The sequence below is a fragment of the Pseudomonas sp. GW821-FHT02H09 genome (assembly GCF_059421425.1).
On sequence record NZ_JBWKVA010000019.1, the window covers coordinates 91,077 to 106,078 of the forward strand.

26 protein-coding genes are annotated in these 15,002 nt (G+C 57.9%); 22 read left to right on the top strand and 4 right to left on the bottom strand.

Features of this window, described 5'->3' with window-relative positions:
* Positions 1-4: 4 nt before the first annotated feature.
* On the top strand, positions 5-364 hold the full coding sequence (locus AC07VR_RS23315; RefSeq protein ID WP_495012692.1) for a hypothetical protein: 360 nt from the start codon (positions 5-7) through the stop codon (positions 362-364).
* Here the strand turns inward: AC07VR_RS23315 and AC07VR_RS23320 are convergent.
* The gene (locus AC07VR_RS23320; protein ID WP_495012693.1) at positions 354-563 is read right to left on the bottom strand and encodes a hypothetical protein; all 210 of its coding nucleotides are present in this window, start codon (positions 561-563) and stop codon (positions 354-356) included. The genes AC07VR_RS23315 and AC07VR_RS23320 overlap by 11 nt on opposite strands.
* Positions 564-717: 154 nt before the next feature.
* Between AC07VR_RS23320 and AC07VR_RS23325 the strand changes: the two genes are divergently transcribed.
* Entirely contained in the window at positions 718-960 is a 243-nt protein-coding gene (locus AC07VR_RS23325; protein WP_495012694.1) for a hypothetical protein, read from the top strand.
* Here the strand turns inward: AC07VR_RS23325 and AC07VR_RS23330 are convergent.
* Entirely contained in the window at positions 929-1,171 is a 243-nt protein-coding gene (locus tag AC07VR_RS23330) for a hypothetical protein (protein ID WP_495012695.1), read from the bottom strand. The genes AC07VR_RS23325 and AC07VR_RS23330 overlap by 32 nt on opposite strands.
* 241 nt (positions 1,172-1,412) lie before the next feature.
* On the opposite strand from AC07VR_RS23330, the gene AC07VR_RS23335 reads away from it, so the two are divergent.
* The 10 genes from AC07VR_RS23335 (at position 1,413) to AC07VR_RS23380 (ending at position 6,790) form a co-directional block, all read left to right on the top strand.
* Positions 1,413-2,255, top strand: a complete 843-nt coding sequence (locus AC07VR_RS23335) for a replication protein (RefSeq protein ID WP_495012696.1) — start codon at positions 1,413-1,415, stop codon at positions 2,253-2,255.
* Positions 2,252-2,977, top strand: coding sequence for a replication protein P (locus tag AC07VR_RS23340; RefSeq protein ID WP_495012697.1), 726 nt, complete (start codon positions 2,252-2,254; stop codon positions 2,975-2,977). The genes AC07VR_RS23335 and AC07VR_RS23340 overlap by 4 nt, the downstream gene beginning before the upstream one ends.
* Positions 2,974-3,597 carry a hypothetical protein gene (locus AC07VR_RS23345; RefSeq protein ID WP_495012698.1) on the top strand — a complete coding sequence of 208 codons (624 nt, stop codon included), beginning with the start codon at positions 2,974-2,976 and terminating at the stop codon, positions 3,595-3,597. Before AC07VR_RS23340 ends, AC07VR_RS23345 begins: the two co-directional genes overlap by 4 nt.
* Before the next feature lie 96 nt (positions 3,598-3,693).
* Complete coding sequence (locus AC07VR_RS23350) at positions 3,694-4,134, top strand: recombination protein NinB (protein WP_495012699.1); 441 nt, start codon at positions 3,694-3,696, stop codon at positions 4,132-4,134.
* Positions 4,131-4,712, top strand: a complete 582-nt coding sequence (locus AC07VR_RS23355; RefSeq protein ID WP_495012700.1) for a recombination protein NinG — start codon at positions 4,131-4,133, stop codon at positions 4,710-4,712. The genes AC07VR_RS23350 and AC07VR_RS23355 overlap by 4 nt, the downstream gene beginning before the upstream one ends.
* Positions 4,709-5,389, top strand: coding sequence for a bacteriophage antitermination protein Q (locus tag AC07VR_RS23360; protein WP_495012701.1), 681 nt, complete (start codon positions 4,709-4,711; stop codon positions 5,387-5,389). Before AC07VR_RS23355 ends, AC07VR_RS23360 begins: the two co-directional genes overlap by 4 nt.
* Positions 5,390-5,547: 158 nt before the next feature.
* The gene (locus tag AC07VR_RS23365) at positions 5,548-5,805 is read left to right on the top strand and encodes a hypothetical protein (protein ID WP_495012702.1); all 258 of its coding nucleotides are present in this window, start codon (positions 5,548-5,550) and stop codon (positions 5,803-5,805) included.
* 102 nt (positions 5,806-5,907) lie between these two features.
* Positions 5,908-6,222, top strand: coding sequence for a phage holin, lambda family (locus AC07VR_RS23370; protein ID WP_495012703.1), 315 nt, complete (start codon positions 5,908-5,910; stop codon positions 6,220-6,222).
* Complete coding sequence (locus AC07VR_RS23375; protein ID WP_495012704.1) at positions 6,219-6,434, top strand: DUF7940 domain-containing protein; 216 nt, start codon at positions 6,219-6,221, stop codon at positions 6,432-6,434. The genes AC07VR_RS23370 and AC07VR_RS23375 overlap by 4 nt, the downstream gene beginning before the upstream one ends.
* A 56-nt stretch (positions 6,435-6,490) precedes the next feature.
* Positions 6,491-6,790 carry a hypothetical protein gene (locus AC07VR_RS23380; protein ID WP_495012705.1) on the top strand — a complete coding sequence of 100 codons (300 nt, stop codon included), beginning with the start codon at positions 6,491-6,493 and terminating at the stop codon, positions 6,788-6,790.
* On the opposite strand, the gene AC07VR_RS23385 is transcribed toward AC07VR_RS23380, so the two are convergent.
* Positions 6,787-7,035 carry a hypothetical protein gene (locus tag AC07VR_RS23385; protein WP_495012706.1) on the bottom strand — a complete coding sequence of 83 codons (249 nt, stop codon included), beginning with the start codon at positions 7,033-7,035 and terminating at the stop codon, positions 6,787-6,789. The two genes, AC07VR_RS23380 and AC07VR_RS23385, sit on opposite strands and share 4 nt — an antisense overlap.
* 12 nt (positions 7,036-7,047) lie before the next feature.
* The gene (locus tag AC07VR_RS23390; protein ID WP_495012707.1) at positions 7,048-7,353 is read right to left on the bottom strand and encodes a hypothetical protein; all 306 of its coding nucleotides are present in this window, start codon (positions 7,351-7,353) and stop codon (positions 7,048-7,050) included.
* A 183-nt stretch (positions 7,354-7,536) separates the two neighbouring features.
* Between AC07VR_RS23390 and AC07VR_RS23395 the strand changes: the two genes are divergently transcribed.
* From AC07VR_RS23395 to AC07VR_RS23440, 10 genes are all read left to right on the top strand, one after another.
* Positions 7,537-7,725 carry a hypothetical protein gene (locus AC07VR_RS23395; RefSeq protein WP_495012708.1) on the top strand — a complete coding sequence of 63 codons (189 nt, stop codon included), beginning with the start codon at positions 7,537-7,539 and terminating at the stop codon, positions 7,723-7,725.
* Complete coding sequence (locus tag AC07VR_RS23400) at positions 7,726-8,157, top strand: proteasome subunit beta (RefSeq protein ID WP_495012709.1); 432 nt, start codon at positions 7,726-7,728, stop codon at positions 8,155-8,157. It abuts the gene before it with no gap.
* Positions 8,158-8,169: 12 nt separating this feature from the next.
* Positions 8,170-8,694: a hypothetical protein gene (locus AC07VR_RS23405; RefSeq protein ID WP_495012710.1), complete on the top strand. Its 525-nt coding sequence runs from the start codon at positions 8,170-8,172 to the stop codon at positions 8,692-8,694.
* A gap of 1 nt (position 8,695) precedes the next feature.
* Entirely contained in the window at positions 8,696-10,177 is a 1,482-nt protein-coding gene (locus AC07VR_RS23410; protein ID WP_495012711.1) for a terminase, read from the top strand.
* A gap of 12 nt (positions 10,178-10,189) precedes the next feature.
* Positions 10,190-11,578, top strand: coding sequence for a DUF4055 domain-containing protein (locus AC07VR_RS23415; RefSeq protein WP_495012712.1), 1,389 nt, complete (start codon positions 10,190-10,192; stop codon positions 11,576-11,578).
* Positions 11,579-11,636: 58 nt separating this feature from the next.
* Complete coding sequence (locus AC07VR_RS23420; protein WP_495012713.1) at positions 11,637-11,885, top strand: hypothetical protein; 249 nt, start codon at positions 11,637-11,639, stop codon at positions 11,883-11,885.
* Complete coding sequence (locus AC07VR_RS23425) at positions 11,882-12,670, top strand: hypothetical protein (RefSeq protein WP_495012714.1); 789 nt, start codon at positions 11,882-11,884, stop codon at positions 12,668-12,670. The genes AC07VR_RS23420 and AC07VR_RS23425 overlap by 4 nt, the downstream gene beginning before the upstream one ends.
* Entirely contained in the window at positions 12,667-12,978 is a 312-nt protein-coding gene (locus tag AC07VR_RS23430) for a hypothetical protein (RefSeq protein WP_495012715.1), read from the top strand. Before AC07VR_RS23425 ends, AC07VR_RS23430 begins: the two co-directional genes overlap by 4 nt.
* Before the next feature lie 126 nt (positions 12,979-13,104).
* Positions 13,105-13,860, top strand: a complete 756-nt coding sequence (locus tag AC07VR_RS23435) for a DUF6651 domain-containing protein (protein ID WP_495012716.1) — start codon at positions 13,105-13,107, stop codon at positions 13,858-13,860.
* Positions 13,861-13,874: 14 nt separating this feature from the next.
* The gene (locus AC07VR_RS23440; RefSeq protein ID WP_495012717.1) at positions 13,875-14,999 is read left to right on the top strand and encodes a major capsid protein; all 1,125 of its coding nucleotides are present in this window, start codon (positions 13,875-13,877) and stop codon (positions 14,997-14,999) included.
* Positions 15,000-15,002: the final 3 nt, after the last annotated feature.

Sequence of the window (15,002 nt, forward strand, 5' to 3'; positions counted from 1 at the left end):
CCTGATGGCCTACGACAAAAAAGAGCACCGCAACACCCATCAGCTCAAGTCGCGCCTGAATGACGACGCCTATGCCGACCTCAAAGCAGAGGCGACGGATCGGGCGACACAGCCAGGGGCGTTGGTCCGCGAACTGACCCTCGCGGCTTTGCAGTTCAAGCAGGCGCATGGGTACTTCCCCTTGGTGGACGACCAGGAGCTTGAAGGCGGGGAACTGGACAACTTCCCTGCGCTGCGTGAGCTGGCTCGCAAGCTGAACATGCAGCCTCGCGAACTGATTCATGACCTCGTGCGCCAAGCGCTCGCGCTCAAGCTGAAGCATGAGCAACTGTCGCTGTTCGGCGATAAAAAATTCAGTGCCTGATCAGGCCATGGAGGGAGCGCAAGTGCCTGCAATACCAGAAGTAGCACAGGGCGAGAAAGACGCGTTTGAACGGTGGGCTGACGAGGTTGGTATCGGCGCGGATCAGCTCACCGACCAAATCCTGCAGGGGGCAGAGCGCGCCGTCGAGCGGCGCAGTGCTGCTCGCCTTGCAGCGGATAAAGCAGCCTTGCAGCGCCATCTCGCCGCTCACTGTGCGCAAGAGGCACAGGCAGGAAACGTGGTTTCGATTTTCCCTGAGACGTAACAGTGTGGCCCCTAATAAGGGTCATTGCAGCAGGTGCTGGCACCTAATTAGGGGCTGAGCAGACACAACCAAATATGCGGAGAAAGACATGAGCAAATCTGACGCACAGATCGAAGTGGGCGCAATTCTCGAAAGAATGGCGCAGGCACAGCTGCCTGCTATCCAGGCCACTAATGAAGCAAAAACCTTAAGCGAGATGCTCGTGAAGCTTGTCTCGGGGTCTCACGGAGCGCCCTCAAGCGAGGATGCCATCAATTGCGCGCGCGCCGTGAGATCTGGGTTTGATGAGTTTTACAGGCTTATTGGAGCGGGTTCAGCGGGTCGCCAGTGAGCTTTATTGCGCCTGTTGATTCGGGAGTATCTCGATACATGTCTGCAATGATTTTTTCCAGCTGCACCACCGCACCAACACTCGTTTCGAGATGGTTTAGATCGAACAGAATCCCTGAAGCCGTGACATTGCTTGAGTTTGTTCTGCCCGAGGCGATGAGCGCCATAACTACATCGTGCGCAAATTGCTCAGGGCTGATTTTGAAAGACATCGGAACCTCCTGGTTCGCTGGGTTGGATGAGAGCTTCCCAGCGTAGCAGGTGGTTCCGACCTTAACCGCGATGACAAATCGCAGACATGAAAAAGCCGGGGTAAGAGCCCGGCTGATTCGACAACGTGATGAGGTGATCCTACATGCACCAGAGCATTCAAAGCAATACCCCTTCAAGTGCCGCGACACGTTTTGCGAAATCTGAAAACGTGTCGCGCACCAATTTGCCGGAGGTCACCCAATGACAACCGACAACATCATCGCAATCAATACTCGGGGGTTCACCCGAATGGAAAACAGCCTGATGGATGCCTTAATGGTCATCGATCTGCCAGGCCGCGAGCTGAAGGTTGCCCTGTTCATCGCCAAGGCCACTATCAACTTCCAGGCTGGCCCTGTTCGCATCAAGGCTACCGAGGTATCCAAATCCACTAACCTGCACCCTGACGTCGTCTCCAAGGCCATCAGCCACCTACTGAAGCGCCGCGTGATATTCCGTGAGGGTGGTTCGCGTGGCGATATCGGTCTGTGCGACCCGAAGGAGTGGGTCTATGTCGAATGTCCGAGTCGGATCAACCGGTCTGACTCGGACCATATGGACCGAGTCGTAAGCATCACGAGACAGACCAAAACAGACGACTCCCTTCTTTATGCTAAGAAAGAAACCCTATTACCTCTTTCTACGAAAGAGAGTAATGCCTCCCTTGAGAAATCCAATCGCACCCCCCGCAAAACCAAGCCAGCTGCCGACTCGGTTTTCGGAAAGGTTCAGATGCTCGCTGACAACCCGCACCAGATCCCTGACCAGCTGCTTGTCGATTGGCTGGCCCTGCGCAAGACCAAGCGCGCCGCCGTCAGCCTGACCGTGTGGGATGCCCTGAACGCCGAACTGACCAAGTGCGCCGAGCTGGGGATCCTCGCTAAGGACGCGATGACCGAGGCCCTGTCCGCTGGCTGGCAGGGGTTCAAGGCCGACTGGATCGCTAATCGACTCGCTCAAGCTGGCCGTGCTCCGTCTGCCGCTTCTGCCGGCCCAGATTTCTACAGCACCGCATGGCGCAATGACTTGAGCGACGAGCTATGAGAATCGTCAAGTCGGTCACGCCCGCCGCTGCAAAGGCGATACGCACCGGACAAGGATCTGCCCCGGCACCTGTCCAGCTGGGCAATGTCGACAGCCAGACCGCTGAAGTGGTCGAGAAGATTTTCCGCCAGCTCAAGGCTATTTTCCCGGCATGGAAAACCGCTTGGCCAGACGAAAAGGCGCTCGGTTCGGCGCAGCGCAGTTGGACCAAGGGCTTCATCGACGCCGGTATCTGCGACATCAACCAAGTCGAGTTCGGGATCAAGCAATGCCGCAAGAGCGGCTCGCCGTTCGCGCCAAGCATCGGCCAGTTCATCCAGTGGTGCACGCCTGGACCAGAGGCTTACGGCATGCCAGCAGCCGCTGACGCATGGATGGAGGCTCTCATGGGTACTGCCAGCCACGAAGCAGTGCGAATCGCCGCCAACGCTACCGGAATTTTCGACCTGCGATCGGCCAAGCAGGATGACAAGGCGATGCGTGCACGCTTCGAACGCAACTACGAAATCGTTCTACGCCGCGCCCAGTCCGGCCAGCCACTCGACGGCAAGATCCTAACCGGCATTGGGCATGACAGCCAGAAGACCGAGCTCGAACTCGCTGACGAATTGGCTGATCAGCAAGCCCGGGCGCGAATTGCTCAGCAGGGAATCCCGGCAGACGGCGCATCGGCGCGCGAGCTGCTAATGGCGAAATTTGGCAAGAAGAGGGTTTCAGCATGAAAGATCACACCGACCGCGCGGGAATTCGATGCGTTATCACCGCGATAGCGCTTTGCCTATTCACCACCATTCTCTGGGGGCCGCTGAATACCATCTGGATCGGCCCCTGGATATATGAGGGAGCAACCATCGGGACTATGGCTTGGCGAAAGGCCTGGGTCATCAATGGCTGGATTCTTTTCGCGCCTATTTTTATCGCCTTTGGCTATGGGCTTTTCACAATGTTTAGGGCGATCCGAAAGGATGAGCTTGAGCGCGACCCGAAGCACGAAGCAACTCAGTGCGCGAACGCAGAATTCATCGCTGCCGCCAACCCTGCTGCCGTGCTGGCCCTGATCGCCGAGAACGAGCTATTGCGCGCCACCAAAAAGGCCTTGGTCGAAGAGCGTCAAGCGCACATCCGTCAGCGCGACCAGCTCAAGGCCGAGGTTGCACGCTCAACCGAGCGCGAGATCCTGCAGCTGGCCGAGATTGAGGCACTGAGAGCGGTGGGTCGTCAGATGGTGCAAGGCATCGACGACTGGAACGAATCCATGGAGAAGGTCATCGGCAAGCAGGTTGGGTATCACTGGCCTGCGCTTGAAGAGATGCGCGCATTGAGCAAGGGAGAGCAGGCATGAGCTTCTATGAATTCATGAGTGAGCACCCCGTCCTGACGGTAATTCTGGCTTTAATTCTCAGTGCGACATTGATTGGCATGGCCCAGGCGGTGACTTGTGGCTGACCTCATGCTCCGCAACGAATCCGACCGCATCCGACTGATTGGCTACCTCACAGCCCTAGACCTGGCCAAGCCACGCAAGCTGACCATCGTCGAGATCCGCAGCAAGCGCAGTGATGCACAGAACAAGCTGCTGTGGATGTGGAATGGCCTGATCCAGACTCATCTGCGCGAATCCTTCGGCCAGCTCGCCAGCTCAGAAGAGTGGCACGAGATCCTGGTCGCCAAGCTATGGCCTGCCGAGGTTCATCCGGTCGAGCTGCCGGACGGCACTCGGTACAAGGTCGGCCGGGCCAAGACTCGCAGCTTCACCATCGTGCAGATGACGGCCTATCTGGAACTGCTGGACGCCTATTGCGCCGAACACCTACAGCTTCTCCTGCCTCACCCGGACGACCTGATGTACGCCATCTACGGCGAGAGGAGGGCGGCATGAGCCTACCTGCCAAACAACCTCGCCCGAAGAAATGCCGTGTCGCGGAGTGCAGGGCCTCATTCGTCCCTTCGCGTCTGGGTCAGGCAGTTTGTAGCCCGGCCTGTGCAATTCTTGACGCTCCGAAGAACCAGGAGAAGGCGCGCAAGGCTCTTGCCGATGTCGGCCGCAAGGAAATTCGTGCAGCCAAAGAGCGGATCAAACCGCGTGGCGAGTACGTGAAGGAAGCGCAGCAGGCGTTCAACGAATGGGTCCGCCTGAGAGACGCTGCGCTGCCGTGCGTGAGCTGCGGTCGCTTCCATGAAGGCCAGTGGCACGCCGGCCACTATCGCACCGTAGGAGCGAATCCAGAGCTTCGGTTCGAACCGCTCAACGTGTGGCGCCAATGTGCCCCCTGCAATAACCACAAGTCCGGCGACATCGTGAATTACCGCATCGAACTGGTGAAGCGGATCGGCGCCGACCGGGTTGAGTGGTTGGAAGGCCCTCATGAGGCCCAGCGCTACACCATCGAAGATTTGAAGACCATCAAAGCCAAGTACCGGGCAATGACCAGAGAATTGAAGGGGGAAGCCGCATGAAGCTTATCGGAGCACGTCAGGCCTGGACTGACGCACAGCATGAGTCGAACACCTCAATCAGCGCAGTAGCAGCCGAGAAAGCGGAATCGGCCACGAAGATCAAGCGCAGACGCGCCGCGATGCATGAGGTGGTGTTTGCCGCCCTGGGCGACGAGTACAAGGAGGAGCGCATTCAGATTGTTCGCCAGAAGATCAGTATCTCCGAAACTCGTCGCACTCCGATTGGTCGCTCAACTGCAAGGGCAGCTCACCTCGCGCTGACCGGCAAGATCTTGCGCGCCATCGATACATTGCCATACCAGGTTCAGCAGTTTGGTCACTACCTCTACCACCCCATGATGAACATGCGTCACGTCCTGAACGCCGAGAAGCTCATCACGGCCAAAACCGAAGCGCTCGAACTGACGCCGGGCAAGCGGGTGAGGGCGCTCTACCTTGTCACGATCGCGCTGCAGTCGTACAAGTCTGAAATCCATGGAGGGCCTCAATGGGGGCCGGCGCGGGTAGCGGCCGAGATCAAGGAGTTCTACAAGCTGACTGTTGATCCAAACAACTGGAACCGCGACTGGCGCGAACTTTGGACATCCCTGAGAACAATCATCGCAGAAGTGGATATTGAGGCTCAGTCGCCTGTTTGGCAGGTGATTCACGCGGAAAAAGAAGAAAGTGCGGCATAATTCGTTGACATGAATGGAGAATGACGGTACTTTTACCACACTGCGCAACTTACCACTGGCGCAAACACCTTTAAGAGCCTCGCCATCGTGCGGGGCTTTTTCATTTCCGCAGGCGAAAGACTGATAGGCCCTCCTGCTCACAACCCCGAGGAAACATCATGTCCAACACTATGCGATGCAAGCTCCGCTGCCACGAAGTTACCCATGTACGCTACGCCGGTTCCGATAGGGATGACCCTCTGTGCGACGTTCGCTTCGGCGCCGTCTGCGCACTCCCAGGCGATCCGCCGGGTGAGAACGCTATTTACGGAAAGTTCACCCCGGTAGCTGAATACAAGGCCAAGATCGTCAAGTCCGTGGCCGACAAGCTCGAGCCTGGCAAAGACTATTACGTCGACTTCACGCTGGCCGAATAAGGCCCTCAATTTCCCGTGCTGCTCCTCGCTGCGCTTTGACCGCTCACTCTGGCGGTCCTTTTATTCCCAACTCCCAGAAGGGAGGACATTGGATTGAAACCCATGCCCGAAAAAGACCCTTCCTTCTGGGCGTTAGTCCTGGCTGCGCTCAGGGACAACGGCCTCGCAATGGCGCTGACATTCCTGCTGATCTTTCTGCGCGTTCAATACGAAGGCAAAGAGACGAGCACCGTCCGCAAGCTGATCGAGGCAACTCTCGGTGCGCTGATGGTGATGGTCGTAGGCCTGACGGTAAAGGAATTCGGCTTCAGTATCGGCTGGTCATTCTTCGCTGCTGGATTCGTTGGCATCCTCGGCGTCGACCAGGTTCGTCAACTTGGTAAGCGTTTCGCAGAACGCAAGGTAGACAAGCTATGAAGTTGATCGATAGCGCAGGCAGCTGGCACAAACTCTGGTCTGTTCGTCTGGCATTGGCCGGATCAGTCCTGAACGCTGGCGCCATTGGCTGGACCGTGTTCCAAGGCTCCGTAAACCCGCTGAACTACGCCGCCATCAACATGGGGTTGGGTATCGGCGTTGCCGTAGTGCGGGTTCTGTCTCAGGCCAAACCTGACGACCCCGTGCAATGAACCTCTTTAAATCACTCCTCGCATGGATTGCGAAACACTTCACCGAGGAAAAGACCATGCCTGACCAATACGACAGCAACGGCCAACTGACCCAGCCTGAAGCGGCTGCGCCTGAGCTGACTGCAGACGGCCTGCACGCGAATCTGTTTGCTGCGCCTGCCGCCGCACAGCCAGCGCCTGCCGCTCTGGATCTACCGGCAATCGCAGAGCAAGTCATTCAAGCCGAGGCGGGGCCAATTGCTGGCGTCATCTCTGAGGTGGTCTTCGACAAGCTCAAGACGATCCTGGGCGCGCTGGGCCATGAACTGCCTGTGTTCTTCGATGAGGCTGTAGCCTTGGCGAAGAAGGCGCTCTAAGAGCTGAGATCGGCAGCGCTCTCAACGGCTGCGGCAAGGCACTCAAGCGTGAACTGCTCGGTGTAGGTCATGCGGACGTCCGTATCGACCCCATTGACGATGCGCGAGCCCTTGATGATGTAGCGCACGCGCCTATCGGACACACCGAGACGCTTGGCGATCCAAGTCTGAGACTTGCCGATACGCTCAATCAGCTGCTGAGCGTATTCGGTGTCGCCGTTGTAGTTCTCTGCATTCGGGATCATGTCTTCTCGATATTAGGCAGCCAGTTCCGCGATCAGAGCTGACACGGTGGATTCGGTGGTTGCGCGAGCAATTGCTTTGCGTGCAAAGCGAGCTGCGTGCTCTTGGCTTTCAGCTACCAGGCGGCGAGCTTCTTCGGCGGTGATTTTTTCCAGGCCGTTGTGCGGAACGAACAGATAGACCTGAGTCTTGCTTGCAACGATGTAGGCGTCAGGCTTGAAGTCGCCCGGAGTAGCGATCGCGGCAACAACGGTCAGGGACATGAAGCCTACTTTGACGGTGTTGCCAGCAATCCAGACCTGTTTGGTGTTGGTGATCATGTTCGTTACTCCGGGTTCGCCTTCCCTTTGTGGGCGGCATGGAGTGAATATAGTGGACCATTGTTCCTATGTAAAGCCATATTTCGCGCATTTATACGAAATATGTTCCGGTTTGTTTTTTATCTCGTATTCCGCGACACGTTTCGCGAATCAACAAATTGTGTCGCGACATTGGAGATAGGTATGACCAACGTCACACGCATCCGTCACGCCATGCCTATCAGCGCAGAAGTGAGCAAGGCGCTGGAAGCCTTGGATAGGGCCATTATTCAAGCGGTAGCGGATGCTCAGGCTGCTGGACTGCCTCAAGGCTTCATTGTCGCCGAGCTGTACGGCCACGCACTGAAGCAGACTCAGATCATGGTGAGCTGAATGACGACCATTGCCTACAAAGACGGCGTGATCGCCTATGACTCCCGGATCACCTGCGGCACGCAGATCTCCTATGACGACTACGAAAAATGCGTGGAGCGTGAGGGTGTTCAGTTCGTGATTTCCGGGCACACCTCCGATTACGCGAAGCTCACGGGCGCCTACTTCGGTGAGCCGGCAACGGACATCAATGCAAGCGCCATGGCTATAGAGGCCGGGCAGGTCTGGTATATCGGCCATGATGACGACACCGGAGTCTGGAAGAGCATCATCCTCGCCGACAAGTCCTACGCCATTGGCAGCGGTTCAAGCCACGCACTCACCGCCATGGACATGGGCGCAACCGCCTATCAAGCCGTAGAAATGGCCATGAAGCGCGATAGCTGCACTGGCGGCAAGATCAGAATGCTCGCCGTCAAGGTCGAGCAGTAGAAGGAATTCAACATGGCAGCAAAGCAACCCGACTGGGAGGCAATTCATAGCCTGTACCGGGCGGGCTTGCTTTCAGTTCGCGCAATAGCCGAGCAATACGGTATTAGCGACACCGCCATTCGAAAGCAGGCCAAGAAGCTTGGGTGGAGTAGAGACCTGACAGATCAGGTTCGCGCCGCAGCGAAAGCGAAGGTGGTTCGCACCGAGGTTCGCGCCAATGGTTCGCAGTCCGAGCCGCGAACCGATGAACAGATAATCGACGAAGCATCCGATCAGGCTGCTGCTGTCATCCTGGCGCATCGCACCGGCCTGGCTCAATGGCGCGGCATTGCCGACAAGCTCAGCAACGCCCTGTCAGACATGGACGTGACCGCCGACAACCACGGCGACTTCGCCCGATCCTTGAACGCCGGCGTCGATGCTCAGCTCAAAGTCATCAAGGGCGAGCGCCAGGCCTACAACCTCGACACCGAAACAGGCGACAAGACAGTTTCCGACCTTGCAAGCCTGATGGACGATCTATCGAAGGAAGCCTGATATGAAGCCCGAGCATCTGAAGTTGCTCCGGGACAAGAGATGGCGCCTGAACAACCTGTACTTCATCACGGACAAGCAGGGCAAGAAGGTCCGCTTCCGGATGACGGACGAGCAGCTCGAGTACTTCGAAGGCCTGCATACCCGGAACATCATTCTCAAGGCTCGGCAACTCGGCTTCACGACCGAGCAATGCATCATTCAGCTGGACGCCGCGCTGTTCGAGTCGGCCAAGTGCGCGTTGATTGCTCACACCCTGAACGATGCCAAACGCCTGTTTCGGGAGAAGGTCAAATACGCCTACGACAATCTGCCGGCCGAGATCAAAGCGGCCAACCCTGCAAGCAACGATGCTGCCGGGGAGCTGGTGTTCAGCAAGGGCGGCTCGCTCTACGTTTCCACGTCGTTCCGGGGCGGCACGCTGCGCTATCTGCACGTGTCCGAGTTCGGGAAGATCTGCGCCAAGTTTCCGCACAAGGCGCGGGAGATCGTCACTGGCGCTTTTGAGGCTGTGGCCACCGACTGCTTCGTTACCATCGAGTCGACGGCCGAGGGTAGGGCGGGATACTTCTTCGATTACAGCCAAGCAGCAGAAAAGCAGGCCTCTTCAGGGGCTCCGCTCGGTCAGCTCGATTGGAAATTCTTCTTTTTCTCCTGGTGGAAGAACGCCCAGTACGCAATTGAGCCGCTCGCCGCCATCCCGCAGCGCCTGCTGGATTATTTCGGCGATCTGAAGGCGAAGCACGGGATAACGATTAGCGCTGCTCAGGCGGCCTGGTACGCGGCCAAGGAAAAGTCGCTCGGCGACGACATGAAGCGGGAATACCCGTCGATTCCGGCCGAGGCCTTCCAGCAGTCGATCGAGGGCGCGTACTACGCCAAGCAGTTCGCCAAGCTCTACGCCCATCAGCGCATCGGCGTGCTACCGAACAACAGTCATCTGCCTGTCGAAACCTTCTGGGACATCGGCGTCGGCGACTCCACGGCTATCTGGTTCGTTCGGATGGTCGGTGAGGAATATCACGTCATCGACTACTACGAGAACTCGGGCGAAGGGCTGCGGCATTACATGAAGGTGCTCAAGGACAAGGGTTACACCTACGCCGAGCACTGGGGGCCGCACGACATCGATAACCGCGAGTTCGGCAGCGACGGCAAGACCCGCCGCGAGCTGGCCCGCGAGGGCTATGAGATCGACGGGCAGAAATACAGCATCCGCTTTGAGGTTGTGCCGAAGATCGGTGTCGATGACGGCATCGACCAAGCTCGCGAGATCCTACCTCTCTGCGTATTCGACGAATCCAAGTGCGAACAGGGCATTGCCTGCCTGGAAAACTACCGCAAAGAGTGGGACGACAAGCGCGGCTGCTGGAAAGACAAGCCGCTCCATGACTGGTCCTCTCACGGATCGGATGGATTCCGCTATTTCGCCGTAGCCAAAGGGCGCCGCAAGCGCAAAACCACCGTTCGCCCATTCTCCGGATAACTGGAATAAGCCATGAGCAATAGCGTCCGCAAACGCTCCGCCAAAATCGAAGCGATGGCGGAGTGCTGGCCCATGATCAAGGCCCTATTAGGGGGCACCGGGAAGATGAGGGAGGCAGCGAAAGCCTATCTCCCGCAATGGCCGAACGAGGATGAGGGTTTCTACAAAGCTCGGCTTGGCACCGCGACTCTGTTCCCGGCCTTTGCCCGCACGATTGACGTCCTCTGCGGCAAGCCGTTCTCGCGCCCGATCACTTACGGCAAAGATACGCCACCAACGATCCTCGAATACTGCGAAAACATCGACCTGCAAGGCAGGAACATGCACTCGTTCGCCGCAAGCATCATGGAAGAGGCTATGGCCTACGGGATCTGTGGCGTTCTCGTCGACTTTCCGCAGGCCAAGGGATTGAAGACCAAGGCTGACGAGGTAAGAGCGGGCGTTCGACCATATTTCGTCCAGATCTGCGCAGAAAGCCTGCTGGACTACGACTCTCAGCGCATCAATGGCGTCGAGACGTTTACCCTATTGCGATTCCTGGAGTCGGTGACCGAGAAAATCGGGCCATTCGAGGAAGAGGTCATCGAGCAGGTTCGCGTTCTCTACCCTGGCCGCTGGGAAACCTACCGCGAGAAGAAGAACGAAACGACCGGCGAGCCTGAGTGGCTTCTGCACGACAAGGGCTTATCCAGCCTCAAAAAGATTCCATTTGTGCCGGTCTATGGCAAGCGCCTCGGCTTCATGCAAGCCATGCCGCCACTGCGCGAACTGGCGTTCATGAACGTCGAGCACTGGCAGTCGAAGTCGGACCAGCAGACGATCCTTCACGTAGCTCGGGTGCCGATCCTGTTCGGCTGCGGCTTCAGCGAAGACGATGACCTAACCGTTGGTGCGGCAACTGCCGTGACCACCGACAAGATCGGCGCGACCCTTAGCTATGTCGAGCACACCGGCAAAGCGATTGACGCCGGGCGCCTGTCGATCCTCGACATCGAGGATCGCATGCGTCAGGTAGGCGCTGAGCTGCTCGTCATCAAGCCGGGCAAGATCACCATAGCGCAGACGCTCTCGGACAATGAGCCGGGCATGTGTGCGCTGCAGCGGATCGCTCAGGACGTCGAAGACTCGCTCGATCAGGCCATGCAGCTAATGGCGGAATGGATCGGCGAGAAGGAAGGCGGCCACCTGGTCATCTACAACGACTTCGGTGCCGCGTCCCTTGCCGAGGCATCTGCTGATCTGCTTCTGGAAATGAATGTCGCCGGCATCATCTCTGACGAGACGTTATTCAGCGAGATCCAGCGCCGCGGGATGCTCAAGGACAACCTCACTTGGCCGGAAGAGCAGGCCCGCATAAAGGCCCAGCCAGCGAAACAAGGCGTCACGCTCCCCGGCATTTAGCTGACTACCACAAACACCCAGGCAGCCATGCTGCGCTGACTCAAATAAGGCGAGCGCAATGGCCACCTCGAACGTAAGTATCGATCTGAACTGGGTTCAAGTTGCGGCGCCGGCCGACAACCCTGTGCTCATTTCATGGATAGGGTCTGTGGCGGTTGAGTTCGCCTGTACCGATACGACCACTGTCCCGGTGATTGGTGGTCACGTCCTTCAGCCAGGGCAGGCGATAACCCGATCACTTGTCGGCAACGGCTACATCTGGGCGCGCACGGTAAATGCGAGCGCAAAACTAGTGGTAACCAAGTGAACAGCCAATTTCATGCCTTCCAGGTCTTTAGATTCTCCGCCCTGGCCCAGGCAGTTGCATCGAGGATTCCCGCATCTCTCTTCGCCGCTGGCGAACAGGGCTTATGGATCGATCCTAGCGATCTGTCGACGATGTTTCAGGACAGCGCCGGCACTATTCCAGTCACGGCAGCCGGCCAGCCAGTCGGATTGATTCGCGACAAGTCCGGTCGCGGCAATCACGCCAGCCAAGTCACCTCGACGATGCGGCCGATCCTTCAAACGTCAGCAGGATTATGGTGGCTTCAGTTTGACGGGGTTGATGACTTCCTTTTGGTATCGGATAACGCAGGATTCAGAAATAGCAACATGTCGCTATTTGTCGGTGTAAATCCTCTATCGCTAGCGAGCCGGGAAGACTGGTTCTCGTGCGGTAACTCAACAGGCTATATCACCAACAACTACACGGTAGGCAACTCAGCATCGGGGGTTCAACTACTGCCGAGAAGTCCTGCAGCAGTCATCCCTATCGCGACAATTACTGCCAATACACCAATAGTTGTGTCAATCACCTCTGACAATTCGCAGTCTTTAGCGAGATCGAGACTGAACGGCGTACAGCAGGCTGACAAGACCGCAACATACGGAACCGATAACACTACGGGGTTCTTCATCGGTAAGTCGTCAGCCACTGGAGTTTCAGCAATGTACTTGTTCGGTCTTGTCATTCGCGGCGCAACAACCAGCGCAGCTGATATCAAGGCTACTGAGAAATACATAGGCGGCAAGTCTGGGGTGGCGCTATGAGCTACTCAATATCCTGCGTCCTCCTGATCCCTGCTGCATATCGCGACCAATTCAATGCGCTCGCTGAGTCGTTGGGCTACGGCCCGGGCAGCCTCAGTGTGCCACTGACCAAAGCTGACGGCTCAGCATGGTACGGCTGCCACACATGGTGCGTGCAGCTGTTCCTCGACCAGCTGGCCGACCCTGCATATCAGAGCGCTACATCGGCGCTGATCGTCTCTGCGGTACCCGGCGGCGACCCAGCCAGCAACTGGGCGCAGGCACTGACAAGCAACGGTTTGAGCGTCAAGGCTACTGAGCCGCCATAACCAGCAGATTTGAGAATTCACAGCCCTGGCACTCGCTGGGGCTTTTTTATGGGCGCGATTCCGGATGGATAGCGCCGCACCGGGCCGGATGGCTTAGCAGATGGGCGGATGCCCGGAGATCAACTGATGAAATTGAAACTCGACGAGAACGGCAACGTAGTTGTTTCCGAAGGCAAGCCTGTTTATGTCAGCGACGACGGCAAAGAGATCGCTTTCGATGCTATCGGCACCGTAGCGACCATCAGCCGTCTCAACGCTGAGGCCAAATCTCACCGCGAACGCGCAGAAGCCGCCGAAACCGGCCTGAAAGCTTTTGAAGGGATCACTGATCCTTCCGAGGCTAAAAAGGCGCTGGAAACGGTCAAGAATTTCGACTCCAAAAAACTGGTGGATGCCGGGGAAGTCGAGAAGGTCAAGGCTGAAGCAATCAAGGCGCTCGAGGAGAAATATGCCCCGCTCATGGCTGAGCGCGACAGCCTCATGTCTGAGCTGGTCTCGGAAAAGGTTGGTGGCAGCTTCGATCGCTCGAAGTTTATCGCCGACAAGCTGGCGATTCCTGCCGACATGGTTCGCTCGCGTTTCGGTGAGTCATTCAAGGTCGAGAACGGCGAAGTCATCGCCTACGACAAGTCCGGAAACAAGCTCTACAGCCGCAGTAATCCAGGCGAAACCGCCAAGTTTGATGAGGCGCTGGAGCTGCTCGTTGAGCACTACCCCTATCGCGATCAGATCCTGAAGAGCTCCGGCGCCAATGGCGGCGGTGCATCGGGTGGCGGCGCGGCGGCGGCCAACAGCAAAACACTTCCTCGCGCTCAGTTCGAAACACTCCCTGCTGCCAAGCAGATGGAGCACGTCAAGGCTGGCGGAACAATTACTGATTAAAGGAATTCATCCAAATGGCCAACACCCTTACCAGCCTGGTGCCCGACCTTTACGAAGCGCTTGACGTCGTATCGCGAGAGCTCGCAGGTTTCATCCCGTCTGTGACCCTGGATGCGACTGCCGAGCGCGCCGCGCTGAACCAAGCCATCCGCATTCCGATTACTGCTGCGCAACCGGCCGAAAACGTGACGCCCGGTCAGCTGCCTCCAGATGATGGTGACCAAGCCGTCGGCAACACCCCCTTCAGCATCACCAAGTCGCGGATGGTTCCTTTCCGTTGGACCGGTGAAGAGCAGAAGGGTGTTAACACCGGCCCTGGTTACGCAAACATCCGCCGCGATCAGGTTGCACAGGCCATTCGTACTCTGGTCAACGAAGTTGAAGTCGACTTGGGTCAGCTTGCCTACGGCGCATCTCGCGCTTCCGGTACCGCCGGCACCACGCCATTCGCCAGCACCCTGGGCGACACGGCGCAGGTTCGCAAGATCCTGGCCGATAACGGCGCCCCGCTGAGCGATCTGCAGTGCGTCATCGACACCACTGCCGGCGCATCGCTGCGCACCCTGGCGCAACTGACCAAGGCGAACGAAGCCGGCACTACCCAGCTTCGTGCCCAAGGCACCTTGCTTGAGTTGCACGGCTTCACCCTGCGTGAGTCCGCTGGCGTTGCCCTTCACACCCCTGGTACTGGCGCGAGCTATGTCACCAACGGTGCGCTGACTGTCGGCACCACCGTGATTCCGGTTCAGACCGGTAGCGGCACCATCGTTGCGGGCGACGTGATCGTCATCGGCGCCTACAAGTACGTGGTTGCCGCCGCGCTGTCTGGCGGCTCGCTGACCATCGGTGCTCCGGGCCTGCGTGCTGCCGTGTCTTCCGGCGCGACCGTCACCCTGGTAAGTGCATTCACGGCCAACTTTGCGTTCCCGCGCTCCGCAATCGTGCTGGCCACCCGCACTCCTGCGTTGCCGGAAGAGGGCGACAGCGCGGATGACCGCATGATCATCACCGACCCGCGCACCGGCATGGCGTTCGAGTTTGCGATGTACAAGCAATACCGCCGCGTCCGCTACGAAGTATCGGCTGCATGGGGTTGCGCGAACATCAAGCCAGCCCATACCGCCCTGTTGATGGGCTAACGA